The organism is Pseudomonas sp. GW821-FHT07E12 (genome assembly GCF_058986605.1).
Map to the genome: position 1 here is coordinate 206,850 of NZ_JBYSVX010000001.1, position 13,747 is coordinate 220,596.

A 13,747-nucleotide genomic window follows, 5' to 3' on the forward strand; every position below is an offset into this window, starting at 1 on the left:
CCGGCTCGAGTTACCAGGGATGCTCCTGATAACCTGAAGTCATACCTTCTCCCCTTGGAGAAGCACGAGCCACGTGGAGAGGTGACATCGGTGCCACAGCCGCCAGACTGCAAGCCGCATCGCCCGGCCCTGCCCGGTTGGGCCGGCTTGCTGCTGTCGTGGTGGTTGGCCCTCCCTGCCGGCGCGCAGACCATTCCGCTGCAGTCCTATGCGCGCGAACAGGGATTGCTGGGTCTGGCCGGCACATGCCTGCTGCAGACATCGCATACCCCGCTGTGGGTGTGTACCGAGAGCGGGCTGTATCGCTTCGACGGCAAGGAATTCCGGCAGGTCGCGCTGGACGAAGAACGCAACCTGCACGTCTCATCGATAAGCCAGGACAGCGCCGGACGAGTGTGGGTGACCAGCTTCGACAGGCTGTTCGTCGGTAACGAACAAGGCTTTCGCAGGCTGGGCTACGACGAAACCGGACGCCTGCACCAAGGATCGCTGCAGGTCGTCAGCACCCGTTGGGCCACGTTGCTGGTTGACGGCGGCCACGTACTGCGCCTGGTGCCGCAATCAGATGGAGGCTGGTGGCTGCGACCGCTGTTCGATGCCGCCACCCTCGCCCGCCAGCCGGAACTGGGACAGATCGCCAGTGCTTTCGCCGATGGCGACACGCTCTGGCTCGGCTGCGCGCGCATGCTCTGTCGCGTGGATGCGCGTGGCAATGTCGAGACATTGGGGCCGGCGCAAGGTCTTCCCGACGATATCTGGTACAGCGCGGTGCACGACCACGACGGCGCGCTGTGGGCACGTGGCCAGCGTCATGTCATGCAGCGCCCCGCCGATGCACAGCGCTTCGAGCCCCGTCCGCTGCCGATGCTGGAACCGGCCACCGTCGGCCGCCCTGCCGATATCGCCATCGACCCGCAGGGCCGCATCCTGATCCGCGGTGACACCGCACTGGCGCGTTGGGAGGACGGCCATTGGCGCCTGTTCGACCGGCACAACGGTTTGCTGGACAGCAACAGCAGCGCGTTGCTGGTCGACGGCTCGGGCGATCTGTGGATGAACACGGACGGCGAGAGCCTGGTGCGCTGGGCCGGTTATGGCTGGATCGAGAACTGGGATGCCTCACAAGGCATGCGCGCGGCGCCGACCTGGTCGATCCTGCGCGACGCCGGCGGCGGGCTACTGCTCGGCAACGAACACGGTGTCAGTCGCCAGCCGCCGACAGGCGGTCATTTTCAGCCGTGGCTGAACAGCGCCGGCATGCAGGTGGTCGGCCTGCAGCGTGCCGACGACGGCAGCTTGTGGACGATCAATTCGGCCGGCCACCTGTTCCAGCACGCACCTGACGGCAGCAGCAGCCGCGAAATCGCGCGACTGCCGCGCACCGCCAAGCGGCTGTTCCTGGATCGCGAGCAGCGCCTGTGGATCCTGACCGGTGCCGGGCTGTATCTGCTGGAACATCCGCAAGCCGGCGGCACGCCGCAACAGGTCGCCGGACTGCCGGCGGTCGCCTTCCAGGACATGTTCCAGGATGCCGGCGGCACGCTGTGGGTCGCCAGCGCCGATGGCATCTACCGGTTGAACGATGGGCGCTGGAAACCACTGACGCTGCAGATCGACGGACACAAGGTGCAGCGCTGGGTCAGCAAGGTGCGCGTGGATGCCGGCGGCGAAGTCTGGCTGTCCTTCTACCAGCCCGGGTTGTGGCACGGCACGTTGCAGGGCAACCGGGTCGAACTGCGCCGCCCCGCCGATCCGGCATTCGCCGAGCTGACGGTCTATCTCATCCATGTGGACCACGCTGGCCGCCTGTGGGTCGGGCACAACCGTGGCGTGGACGTGCAGGCGAACGGGCATTGGTCGCGGCTGTCGCAAAGCCTGGGCCTGTTGTGGGACGACACCTCCGAAAACGCGATCCTGGAAGATCCCGACGGCTCGATCTGGCTGGGCAACTCCAAGGGCGTGAGCCACATCCTCGATCCCACGCGCCTGTTCGACACCGCCACGCCGCGCATGGAAATCACCCGCATTCGCCGAGGCGACGAGCCGATCGTGGCCGGTACCCGGCTGCCCTGGAGCGATCGGCCGCTGCACGTGGAGCTGACCGCGCTGGGCATCTACGACGATCCCAGCCACGCCTGGTTCCGCTTCCGCCTGACAGGGCTGCACAACGAATGGGTCTACACCCGCAACCCGCAGATCGAACAACCCCCGCTGCCGGCAGGCCGCTATGTGTTCGAGGCGCAATTGCTCGACGAGTACCGCCGCAGCGCCTCGGCGCTGTCGCGGATCGAATTCGAGGTGGCACCGCGCTGGTGGGCAGGCTGGCCGGCGCTGATCGCCTATGCGCTGCTGGCGGCCGGTCTGCTGACCGTCATCTGGCACTGGCGGCTGCGTCGGCTGCTGCATCGTGAGCGCACCCTCGCGCGACTGGTGGCCGAACGCACCCTTGAGCTGGAGCGTGAAAAAGTCGAACTGGAAAACGCTCGTGCGGCGCTGGCGCTGAAGGCCACCCACGACGATCTGACCGGCCTGCTCAACCGCGCCGGCATCTTCGCCACGCTGACCAACGGGATGATCGCGGCGGAGGGGAATGGACAACCGATGGCCGTAGCACTGATCGACCTGGATCACTTCAAGCAGGTCAACGATCTCTACGGCCACCTGATCGGTGACGGCGTACTGGCCCAGGTCGGACGTCGCCTCAATGCAAGCCTGCACGAACCGGATCAGGTCGGCCGCTATGGCGGCGAGGAACTGCTTGCCATCCTGTCGGGCCTCCCGCCTGGCGGCGACCAGCGCCTGCAAATACTCCACGACGCCATCCGCACCACGCCCTACCTCGTGGATGGACATACCCTTACCGTCACCTGCTCGATCGGCGTGGCCTGGTTCCGCGAAGGCGAGAACCCCGAGCAATTGCTGGGGCGCGCCGACGATGCGCTGTATCGGGCCAAGCACAATGGCCGGGACCGGATCGAGTTGGAGTCGTGATCCGGCCAATTCCGTCACATTGAAGACGATTGCAGCCATGCGTTCGAAGCACCGCGGATGCTGTAATTCAATAAATCATGTATTATTGAATAATGAACGAGGATCAAGTCATTTCCGCTCTCGGTGCCCTTGCGCACCCACAACGCCTGCGCGTGTTCCGTGCCCTGGTCATCACCGGTCCGGAAGGGCTGATGCCTAGCGTCCTGGCCGACCAGCTCAACGTAGCCCGCAATGCCATGTCGTTCCACCTCAAGGAATTGGCCCATGCCGGCCTAGTCACCATCGAGCAGCAGGGACGCAACCTGATCTATCGCGCCGAGTACGCCCATATGAACGGCCTGATCGGCTATCTGACCGAGCACTGCTGCCAGGGCGGCGTCTGCGAGGTTTCCGACTCCTCCAATTGCGCCTGCTGACCCCATGACCGACGCCACCCATAACGTGCTGTTCCTCCGCACGGGCAATTCTGTCCAAGCCCTGCTCAATGCGCTGGGCCAAGGCCGCTTCAAGGCGGCATCATGACCATAGCAACCGAGACGACCGGTCACGCACCGACCACCCTTGCCATGAGCGGTTTCGAGCGCTACCTGAGTGTGTGCGTGGTGCTGTGCATCGTCGCTGGCATCGTGCTGGGCCAGTTCGCGCCGGGCCTGTTCCAGACCATCGGTCGCATGGAAGTGGCGCAGGTCAATCTACCGGTCGGTCTACTGATCTGGATCATGATCATTCCGATGCTGCTGAAGGTGGACTTCGGCGCGCTTGGCCAGGTCAGACAACACTGGCGCGGCATTGGGGTGACCCTGTTCGTCAACTGGGTCGTCAAACCGTTCTCGATGGCGTTGCTGGCGTGGTTCTTCATTCGCCACCTGTTTGCCGACTGGCTGCCGATCGATCAACTGGACAGCTATATCGCCGGTCTGATCCTGTTGGCCACTGCGCCTTGCACGGCGATGGTGTTCGTCTGGAGTCGACTGACCGGCGGTGACGCGGTGTTCACGCTGTCGCAGGTGGCGCTCAACGACACCATCATGGTGTTCGCCTTCGCCCCCATCGTCGGCTTGCTGTTGGGCCTGTCGGCCATCACAGTGCCGTGGGCCACACTGTTGGTGTCGGTGGCGCTATACATCGTCATTCCTGTCGTCCTCGCGCAACTCTGGCGTCGGGTACTGCTGCGTCGAGGCCAGGTTGTGTTCGATACCACACTGGCGCGCATCGGCCCGCTGTCGATCGCGGCGCTGCTGCTGACGCTGGTGCTGCTGTTCGCCTTTCAAGGTGAGGCGATCCTGCGCCAGCCGCTGGTGATCGCTCTGCTGGCGGTGCCGATCCTGATCCAGGTGTTCTTCAATTCCGGGCTGGCCTACTGGCTCAACCGTCAGGTCGGCGAGCAACACAGCATCGCCGGCCCCTCCGCTCTGATCGGTGCCAGCAACTTCTTCGAACTGGCTGTGGCCGCCGCCATCAGCCTGTTCGGTTTTCACTCCGGCGCCGCGCTGGCTACCGTGGTCGGTGTGTTGATCGAAGTGCCGGTGATGCTGCTGGTCGTGCGCGTGGTCAACCGCTCGCGCGGCTGGTACGAACGCCGCGCCCCCACACCGTAACGCGACAGGTCCGTCCATGAGCGACATCACGATCTATCACAACCCCGCCTGCGGCACCTCGCGCAACGTGCTCGGCCTGATCCGCAACAACGGCGAGGAACCCACCGTCATCGAGTACCTGAAGACGCCGCCCGATCGCGAAACACTCAGGGCGCTGATCGCCGCTATGGGTATACCGGTGCGTGAGCTGCTGCGCCAGAAAGGCACACCCTACGCCGAACTTGGCCTGGATGATCTCCAATGGAGTGAGGAACAGTTGATCGACTTCATGCTCCAGCATCCGATCCTCATCAACCGCCCCATCGTGGTCACGCCACTGGGCACGCGCCTGTGTCGACCTTCAGAGGCCGTGCTCGACATCCTGCCGCACCCGCAGCGTGGTGCATTCAACAAGGAAGACGGCGAACCAGTGGTGGATGCGGAGGGCCGTCGTGTCTGAGTCCCCTATCAATCTGCCGAACATCGACGCTGAGCTGCTCCATCGGCCGGATACGCAACGACTGCTGGCGCCTGTACGTGCCACGCATGCACCGCGCTTCCTGCTGCTGTATGGCTCGTTGCGTGATCACTCGTATAGCCGCCTGGTGGCCGAAGAAGCCGCGCGCATCCTGCGCGCACTCGGGGGGCAGACGCGGATGTTCAATCCGTCAGGCCTGCCGCTGGTCGACGATGCCCCCGGCGATCACCCGAAGGTCCGTGAGCTGCATGAACTGGTGCAATGGGCCGAAGGCATGGTGTGGAGTTCACCCGAACGCCACGGCGCGATGACCGGCTTGATGAAGACCCAGATCGACTGGATCCCGCTGTCGGTCGGCGCAGTGCGCCCGACTCAGGGCAAGACGCTGGCAGTGATGCAGGTATCGGGCGGCTCACAGTCCTTCAATGCGCTCAATCAGATGCGTGTGCTGGGCCGCTGGATGCGGATGCTGACCATCCCCAACCAGTCCTCGGTCGCCAAGGCTTACCAGGAGTTCGATGAGACGGGTCGCATGAAGCCTTCGGCCTACTACGATCGAGTAGTGGACGTGATGGAAGAGCTGATGAAATTCACCTTGCTGGTGCGCGAACATACGGATTACCTGACTGACCGTTACAGCGAGCGCAAGGCGGATGGGATTGCCCATGCCTTGGCCAATGCATCAGGTGCTGCGTCCGCATAAGTGATCGATTGTTTGGCGTCATATCCCTTGCGCGGGCGTCGGTCGCCTGTCGTACCTGCGTCAACTACCGCTCCATTTGTGTGTGGTGTTGCGGCCGGTGCCGTCGTCACGATTGACTGGCCCTCATGTTCGGTCGGCCGAATGGTCAGGTCGGCAATGTGCTCCCCAAACTGCACGACCTCTCGCCAGGGCTTGGCGGGCTGCGGTTTACAAGGTTTGGCTGTGCCGTAGGACCGCTTCTAGTTCTCGACATCCGGGCGGCGAAACAGCCCTGCCCTACCAAGGCTGCCTCCCGAAACCAGAGCCCATGCATCTGGAACAAGTCTTGCAGCACCGAAGGCAGCCCCTTCCCCTGCATCCCGATGGCCGAGAACGAAGACGGCGCCGAACGCACCGAACAACCTACCGAAAAACGCCTGCGCGAGGCCCGCGAGCAGGGCAACATCGCGCGTTCCCGTGAGTTGGCGACGGCGGCGGTGTTCACTGCCGGTGTGTTCGCGCTGATGGGCATGGCCGGCAGCATGGCGGCCGGTGCGCGTGGCTGGATGGTGACTGCGCTGACGCCGGATCCGGGCCTGCGTGACAACCCGGCGCTGCTGCTCGGCCATTTCGGTGGGCTGCTGCTGCAGTTGCTGTGGGTGATCGTGCCGCTGGCGCTGGTATGCCTGCTGGCCGGCCTGGCCGGGCCGCTGCTGATGGGCGGGCTGCGTTTCTCCGGCAAGTCGCTGATGCCCGACTTGAACAAACTCAACCCGCTGACGGGCTTCAAGCGCCTGTACGGCGCCGATGGTGCCGGCGAACTGGTCAAGTCGCTGCTGCGGGTGGTGTTCGTCGGTACCGCCACCGGCCTGTGCATCTGGCACGGGCTGCATGACCTGCGTGCGCTGCTGAACGAGCCGCTGGAAAGCGCGATCGTCGATGGCCTGGGTTTCACCCTGAAGCTGCTCGTGTACGCAGCGCTTGCACTCGGCCTGCTCGCCGCCATCGACGCGCCGTATCAGAAGTGGAACTGGCTGCGGAAGCTGAAGATGACTCGCGAGGAGGTCAAGCGCGAGATCAAGGAGAGCGAAGGCAGCCCCGAGATCAAGGCCAAGATCCGGCAGATGCAGATGCAGCTGGCGCAGCGCCGGATGATCGAGTCGGTGCCGAAGGCTGACGTGGTGCTGGTCAACCCGACCCACTACGCGGTGGCGCTGCAGTACGAAGGCGGCAAGATGCGCGCGCCGATCGTGGTGGCCAAGGGCGTGGACGAAGTCGCCCAGCGCATCCGCGAAGTCGGTGAGCAGCACCGGATCGCGATCGTGTCGGCGCCGCCTTTGGCACGCGCCTTGTATCGGGAAGCCCGAATCGGCAAGGAAATCCCCGTGAGACTGTATTCGGCCGTGGCCCAGGTCCTGTCCTATGTGTACCAGTTGCGCGCCTGGCGCCGTGGCCCGATGCCGCAGCTGCCGGCGATCGAGCTGGATGAGTTCGACGGCAAGGATGTCCAGGCATGAGTGCACAGGCTCCGGCGATGAACGTGCGCAAGCTGCTGGACATGATCAAGCACGGCCTCGGCGCGCCGATCATCGTGCTGGCGATGCTGGCGATGGTGGTGGTGCCGCTGGCGGCACCGGTGCTGGACGCGCTGTTCACCTTCAACATCGCGATCTCGCTGATGGTGTTGCTGGCGGTGGTCTACGTGAAGCGGCCGCTGGATTTCACGATCTTCCCGATCGTGCTGCTGATGACCACGATGCTGCGGCTGGCGCTGAACGTGGCCTCCACCCGCGTGATCCTGATCAATGGCCAGAACGGTCATGACGCCGCCGGCAAGGTGATCGCCGCGTTCGGCGAGTTCGTGATCGGTGGCAATTACGCGGTCGGCATCGTGGTGTTCGCGATCCTGACCATCATCAACTTCGTGGTCATCACCAAGGGCGCCGGGCGCGTGTCGGAAGTGACCGCGCGCTTCATCCTCGACGCCATGCCCGGCAAGCAGATGGCGATCGACGCCGATCTCAATGCCGGCCTGCTGACCCGCGAGGAAGCCAAGGCCCGTCGCGAGGAAGTGCGCGAGGAAGCCGACTTCTACGGTGCGATGGACGGTGCCAGCAAGTTCATCCGCGGCGATGCGATCGCCGGCATCCTGATCCTGTTCGTCAACCTGCTCGGCGGCCTGGGCGTGGGCATGCTCCAGCACGGCATGGCATTCGGCGATGCCGCCTCGACCTACACCCTGCTCTCGATCGGTGACGGTCTGGTGGCGCAGTTGCCGGCGTTGCTGGTGTCCTCGGCGGTGGCCATGCTGGTCACCCGCGCCTCGCGTTCGCAGGACATGAGCCAGGCGATGGTCGGGCAGGTGTTCGGCCAGCACAAGGCGTTGGCGATCGCCGCCGGCATCCTCGGTCTGGTCGGCCTGGTGCCGGGCATGCCGAACGTCGCCTTTTTGACGTTGGGGCTGATCCTGGGCTTCATCGCCTGGCGTTTATGGCGCCGCGGCGCCGAAACTCCGGCGGCCGGCGCCGGTGGTTTGCCAGCCAAGCCGGGTGATCCCAAGTTGCCGGGCGCGGCACCGGCGCCCTCGCCGGAACTGAGCTGGGACGAACTGCGCCCGATCGACCCGCTTGGCCTGGAAGTCGGCTATCGGCTGATCCCGCTGGTCGACAAGAACCAGGGCGGCGAACTGATGGCGCGCATCAAGGGCGTGCGCCGCAAGCTGACCCAGGACATCGGTTTCCTGATTCCGCCGGTGCACATCCGCGACAACCTCGAACTGACCGCCACCGCCTACCGCCTGCTGGTGCACGGCGTACCGGTCGCCACCGCCGAAGTCCATCCCGATCGTGAGCTGGCGCTGGACCCGGGCGGTGCGCTCGGCAAGCTCGAAGGCATCAAGGGCAAGGATCCTGCGTTTGGGCTGGACGCCACCTGGATCCAGCCGAACCAGCGTGCCCAGGCCGAATCGATGGGCTACACCGTGGTCGATCCGGCCACGGTGATCGCCACCCACCTCTCGCACCTGATCCGAGAGCACGCCCCCGAAATGCTCGGTCACGAGGAGGTGCAGCAGCTGCTGGCGCAGCTCGGCAAGAGCGCGCCCAAGCTGGTCGAAGATCTCACCCCGAAGGCGCTGCCGCTGGCGGTGGTGGTGCGGGTACTGCAGAACCTGCTGATCGAGCGCATCCCGATCCGCCAGCTGCGCAAGATCGTCGAGGCGCTGCTCGAACACGCCCCGCACAGCCAGGACCCGACCACCCTGACCGCCGCCGTGCGGACCTCACTGGGCCGTTTCATCGTCCAGGAGATCGCCGGCATGTCGCCGGAGCTGCCGGTGTACACCCTCGCCCCGCAGTTGGAACGGGTCTTGCAGGAGTCTGCACAGGGCACCGGCAACGTCGCCCTGGAACCGGGTCTCGCCGAACGTCTGCACCAGAGCCTGGCCGAGTGCGTCGGCAAGCAGGAAGCCAGGAACGAACCGGCGGTGGTGCTGGTACCGGGACAAGTCCGCGCCGCCCTGGCGCGCCTGGTCCGGCACAGCGTCCCGCAACTGTCGGTCCTGGCCTACAGCGAAGTGCCGGAGGACAAGCGGTTGAAGCTGGTGGGGACGATTAGTTGAAGAGCCGAGATTGGGGATTCGGGATTGGGGATTCGTGAAGGCGGATTCCCGTTAGCGGAGAGAACAGTGATGAAAGCGCACAAGACATCAGCACAACGCCCACGGACAGGCCGAAGCCCGGCTGTTGCCGTTGCGAATCCCCAATCCCCAATCCCCAATCCCGTATGAAGATCAAACGCTTCGTCGCCCCCGACATGCGCGCCGCGTTTCGCATGGTGCGGGAGGAGCACGGCCCGGATGCGGTGATCCTGTCCAATCGTCGGACCGAGGAAGGCATCGAGATCGTTGCCGCCAGCAACTATGACGAGGAACTGGTGCAGCGCGCTCTGGACAACGTACGTCCGGCGCCGACCGCTGCACGAGTGGCCGACACGGTGCCGGCGCGTAGCCCGGCCGATGAGATGATCGCCGCCCTCTCCCGGCGCCAGCCACCTGCCGCCGCACGCCGCGAGCGCAGTGCAGCGGTCGCCGAAACCAGCGCACCGACGGTTCGCGCGCCGAAAGCGGCATCCACCGCCACGCCTTCCGTTCCCGCTGCCCGCGCTGCCGTGCCGACGCAGTTGCCGGAACATATCTTCGCCAACTTCATGCAGGCCACACCGCAGGACGAGCCCGCGCTGTCCCCCGGCCTGCCGGCGACGCTGCCGAAGATGGCCGCGCCCGAACCACTCCCCGCCCCCGCACCGATCGCGGCTCCGGCCGCTGCCGCAATCGCACCGCTGCCGACGCCGCAGGACGACGCCGAGCTGCGCCAGCTGCGCGAGGAACTGGCGCTGATGCGGCACATGATCGAGCGCGAGATGAACCGCCTCACCGACGAGCGCCTTCGCGGTTCGCCGGTGCGCGCGCAGGCATTGGAGCTGCTGGACGACTACGGCTTCGATGCCGGCATCACCCGCGACGTGGCGATGCAGATCCCGGCCGATACCGAACTGCCCCGTGGCCGTGGCCTGATGCTGGGGCTGCTGTCCAAGCGCCTGCCGATCACCCCGGTCGATCCGCTGGAGATCGGCGGCGTGATCGCGCTGGTCGGCCCGACTGGCGCCGGCAAGACCACCACCATCGCCAAGCTGGCTGCGCGCTTCGCCGCCCAGCACGCACCGCGCGATGTGGCCCTGGTCACCACCGACACCCTGCGCGTCGGTGGCCGCGAACAACTGCACAGCTACGGCCGCCAGCTCGGCATCGCCGTGCACGAGGCCGACAGCGACCACGCCCTGATCGAGCTGCTCGAACGCCTGCGCGACTACAAGCTGGTGCTGATCGACACCGCCGGCATGGGCCAGCGCGACCGCGCCCTCGCCGCCCAGCTGACCTGGCTGCGCGCCGCGCGCCAGGTCACCTCGCTGCTGGTACTGCCGGCCAACGCCCACTTCTCGGACCTGGACGAAGTGGTGCGCCGCTTCGCCGGCGCCCGCCCGCAGGGCGTGGTGCTGACCAAGCTGGACGAGACCGGCCGGCTCGGCAGCGCCCTGTCGGTGGTGGTCGACCACCAGTTGCCGATGACCTGGGTCACCGACGGCCAGCGCGTCCCGGACGACCTGCACCGGGCCAATGCGGCCAGTCTTGTACTTCGCCTTGAAGATTTGCGGCGCGCTGCCGATAAGCCCTGCACTCCGGAGCAAAACCATGCCGTCGCGTGAATACGCCCAGCTGACCAATGCCTACCCGTTGTCCGCCACCCGTACCGAGCCGCTGGGCCCGGTGCGCAGCATTGCCGTGACCGGCGGCAAGGGCGGCGTGGGCAAGACCAACCTCTCGGCCAACCTGGCCGTGGCGCTGGCCGACATGGGCAAGCGCACCCTGCTGCTGGATGCCGACCTCGGCCTGGCCAACATCGACGTGGTGCTGGGCCTGCAGCCCAAGCTGACCCTCGCCGACCTGATCGCCGGCCGCTGCACGCTGGAAGACGTCATCCTCACCGGCCCCGGCGGCGTACTGGTGGTGCCGGCCGCGTCCGGCCGCCGCCACATGGCCGAGCTGGCCTCGGCCGAGCACATCGGCCTGGTCAACGTGTTCTCCGAGCTGGAGCGCGACCTGGACGTGATGGTCGTCGACACCGCCGCCGGCATCACCGACAGCGTGCTGACCTTCTGCCAGGCCGCACAGGACGCGATCGTCGTGGTCTGCGACGAGCCGGCCTCGATCACCGATGCCTATGCATTGATCAAGGTGCTCTCGCGCGAGCGCGGCGTGGACCGCATGCAGATCGTCGCCAACATGGTGCGCGACCCGAACGAAGGCCGGCTGCTGTACGACAAGCTGGCGCGGGTCTGCGAGAAGTTCCTCGGCGACGTTTCGCTCAATTACCTCGGCCACGTGCCGCAGGACGACTGGTTGCGTCTGGCCGTGCAGCGCCAGCAGCCGGTGATGAAGCTCTACCCGGCCAGTCCGTCGGCGCAGGCGATCGCCGAGATCGCCCGCCGCACCTCGCGCTGGCAGGCGCCGACCGCCGCACGCGGCAATGTCGAATTCTTCGTCGAGCGCATCATCCAGCAGCGCAACGGGGTCGCGGCATGAACGCCGCGGCCCAGTACAAGGCCGTCCAGCGCGCCAGCGCCAATGACAACGTGCACCTGCACGCCGATCTGGTGCGTCGCATCGCCCACCATCTCGCCGCACGCCTGCCCGCCAGCGTGGAGATCGATGACCTGATCCAGGCCGGCATGATCGGCCTGATCGAGGCCTCGCGCAGCTATGACGCCGAGCAAGGCGCTTCGTTCGAGACCTACGCCTCGATCCGCATCCGGGGTTCGATGATCGACGAGATCCGCCGTGGCGACTGGGTACCGCGCTCGGTGCACCGCCGCGCCCGCGATGCCGCCGCCGCGATCCGCAGGATCGAGCAGGCCACCGGCCGCGCCGCCTCCGCCACCGACGTCGCCGCCGCGATGGAGATGCCGCTGCCGGAATACCTGCGGCTGATGGAAGACGCCGCGCGAGGCCAGGTACTGAGCCTGGAGTCGCGCATCGAGGACCACGGCGAACTGGACAGCCCCTCCAAGGGCGGCCCGACTCCGCAGCAGATGATGGAACGCGGCGAGTTCGGTCGCGAACTGGCCAAGGCCATCACCCAACTGCCCGAACGCGAACAACTGGTGCTCTCGCTCTACTACGAGCAGGAACTCAACCTGAAGGAAATCGGCGCCGTGCTCGGCGTAAGCGAATCGCGCGTGTGCCAGATCCATGGCCAGGCGATGGTGCGCCTGCGCGGCCGCCTGAAGGTCTTCGAGCTGGCCGACACCGGCGTCGTGGATGAAGAATGACGGGCCGGGAATGGGGAATCGGGAATGGGGAATCGCAGAAGCCACAGCGCTTTTCCGATTCCCCATTCCCGATTCCCCATTCCCGGTTTTTACAAATTAGGAGCCAGAAGTGAACAAGAACATGCGGATTCTGATCGTGGACGATTTCTCGACGATGCGACGCATCGTCAAGAATCTGCTCAGCGATCTGGGCTTCACCAATACCGCCGAGGCCGAGGACGGCAATGCCGCGTTGGCCGTGCTGCGCTCGAGCCCGATCGACTTCGTCATCACCGACTGGAACATGCCCGGCATGACCGGCATCGAGCTGCTCAAGGAAATCCGCGTCGATGCCAAGCTCAAGACGCTGCCGGTGCTGATGGTGACCGCCGAGGCCAAGCGCGAGCAGATCATCGAGGCCGCGCAGAGCGGCGTGAACGGCTACATCATCAAGCCGTTCACCGCGCAGACGCTGGAAGAAAAGCTCGGCAAGATCTTCGAACGTCTGGCGGCCACCGCTTGATGAATACAGTCGCCGAGACCAATACCGAACGCGCCGCCCTGATCGAACGCCTGCAAGGCGCTCTGGAAGCGCTGGAAAGCGGCGACGAAGCCGGCTGGCGCCGGGAAATCGACGCGCTGGCCGCGTGGCGCACGCGTCCGATGATCCAGGGTCTGAGCCGGCTCGCGCGCGAGCTGGGCCAGGCGCTGGGTGAACTGCCAAGCCTGCCTGAAGAAGCCGGTGAACTCGGCGACGCCTGCGCGCGCCTGGATCACGTCGTGCAGATGACCGAACAGGCCAGCCACCGCACCCTGGATCTGGCCGAGGAATGCCGCAGGCTGGCCGATCGCCTGCACGCCGGCGGCCTCGATGCCGAACAGGGCGAAATCCTGGAGCAGATCCGCCAGAACCTCACCGAGATGGCGCTGACCCAGAGCTACCAGGACCTCACCGGCCAGATCATCCGCCGCGTGGTCGGTATCGTGCGCCGCGTGCACGAGGGTTTCGGCGCGCTCGGCCTGCCGCCGAAGGACGAAAAGCCGGGCACCGGTCTCGCCGGTCCCGCGCTCAAGGGCCTGGACCGCCACGCGGTCTCGCAGGACGACGCCGACGACCTGCTGTCCGGGTTGGGGTTGTAGTAGAGGACTGCTGGG

The 13,747-nt window shown here is 65.9% G+C and carries 12 protein-coding genes; all 12 read left to right on the forward strand.

All coding sequences use genetic code 11. From position 1 onward, the window contains the following. Positions 1 to 90: 90 nt before the first annotated feature. The 12 genes from AC3WJE_RS00950 to AC3WJE_RS01005 all read left to right on the forward strand — a co-directional run bounded on the left by AC3WJE_RS00950 (position 91) and on the right by AC3WJE_RS01005 (position 13,732). Positions 91 to 2,991, forward strand: a complete 2,901-nt coding sequence (locus AC3WJE_RS00950) for a ligand-binding sensor domain-containing diguanylate cyclase (protein ID WP_493728887.1) — start codon at positions 91 to 93, stop codon at positions 2,989 to 2,991. 92 nt (positions 2,992 to 3,083) lie between these two features. Beyond that, a complete protein-coding gene (locus AC3WJE_RS00955; protein WP_493728888.1) occupies positions 3,084 to 3,407 on the forward strand; it encodes an ArsR/SmtB family transcription factor in 324 nt (107 codons plus the stop codon). A gap of 150 nt (positions 3,408 to 3,557) precedes the next feature. Then, on the forward strand, positions 3,558 to 4,589 hold the full coding sequence (gene arsB, locus AC3WJE_RS00960) for an ACR3 family arsenite efflux transporter (protein ID WP_493729022.1): 1,032 nt from the start codon (positions 3,558 to 3,560) through the stop codon (positions 4,587 to 4,589). 16 nt (positions 4,590 to 4,605) lie between these two features. Next, complete coding sequence (gene arsC / locus AC3WJE_RS00965) at positions 4,606 to 5,028, forward strand: arsenate reductase (glutaredoxin) (RefSeq protein WP_493728889.1); 423 nt, start codon at positions 4,606 to 4,608, stop codon at positions 5,026 to 5,028. Continuing rightward, complete coding sequence (arsH, locus tag AC3WJE_RS00970; RefSeq protein ID WP_493728890.1) at positions 5,006 to 5,749, forward strand: arsenical resistance protein ArsH; 744 nt, start codon at positions 5,006 to 5,008, stop codon at positions 5,747 to 5,749. The genes arsC and arsH overlap by 23 nt, the downstream gene beginning before the upstream one ends. Before the next feature lie 362 nt (positions 5,750 to 6,111). Further along, on the forward strand, positions 6,112 to 7,245 hold the full coding sequence (gene flhB, locus AC3WJE_RS00975) for a flagellar biosynthesis protein FlhB (RefSeq protein WP_493728891.1): 1,134 nt from the start codon (positions 6,112 to 6,114) through the stop codon (positions 7,243 to 7,245). Further along, on the forward strand, positions 7,242 to 9,347 hold the full coding sequence (gene flhA / locus AC3WJE_RS00980; RefSeq protein WP_493728892.1) for a flagellar biosynthesis protein FlhA: 2,106 nt from the start codon (positions 7,242 to 7,244) through the stop codon (positions 9,345 to 9,347). The genes flhB and flhA overlap by 4 nt, the downstream gene beginning before the upstream one ends. 164 nt (positions 9,348 to 9,511) lie before the next feature. Continuing rightward, on the forward strand, positions 9,512 to 10,990 hold the full coding sequence (gene flhF / locus AC3WJE_RS00985; RefSeq protein ID WP_493728893.1) for a flagellar biosynthesis GTPase FlhF: 1,479 nt from the start codon (positions 9,512 to 9,514) through the stop codon (positions 10,988 to 10,990). 52 nt (positions 10,991 to 11,042) lie between these two features. Beyond that, entirely contained in the window at positions 11,043 to 11,867 is an 825-nt protein-coding gene (locus AC3WJE_RS00990) for a nucleotide-binding protein (protein WP_493729023.1), read from the forward strand. Continuing rightward, positions 11,864 to 12,613 carry an RNA polymerase sigma factor FliA gene (locus AC3WJE_RS00995; RefSeq protein WP_493728894.1) on the forward strand — a complete coding sequence of 250 codons (750 nt, stop codon included), beginning with the start codon at positions 11,864 to 11,866 and terminating at the stop codon, positions 12,611 to 12,613. Before AC3WJE_RS00990 ends, AC3WJE_RS00995 begins: the two co-directional genes overlap by 4 nt. A 109-nt stretch (positions 12,614 to 12,722) precedes the next feature. Continuing rightward, positions 12,723 to 13,115, forward strand: a complete 393-nt coding sequence (gene cheY / locus AC3WJE_RS01000; protein ID WP_493728895.1) for a chemotaxis response regulator CheY — start codon at positions 12,723 to 12,725, stop codon at positions 13,113 to 13,115. Further along, positions 13,115 to 13,732, forward strand: a complete 618-nt coding sequence (locus tag AC3WJE_RS01005) for a protein phosphatase CheZ (RefSeq protein ID WP_493728896.1) — start codon at positions 13,115 to 13,117, stop codon at positions 13,730 to 13,732. The genes cheY and AC3WJE_RS01005 overlap by 1 nt, the downstream gene beginning before the upstream one ends. Positions 13,733 to 13,747: the final 15 nt, after the last annotated feature.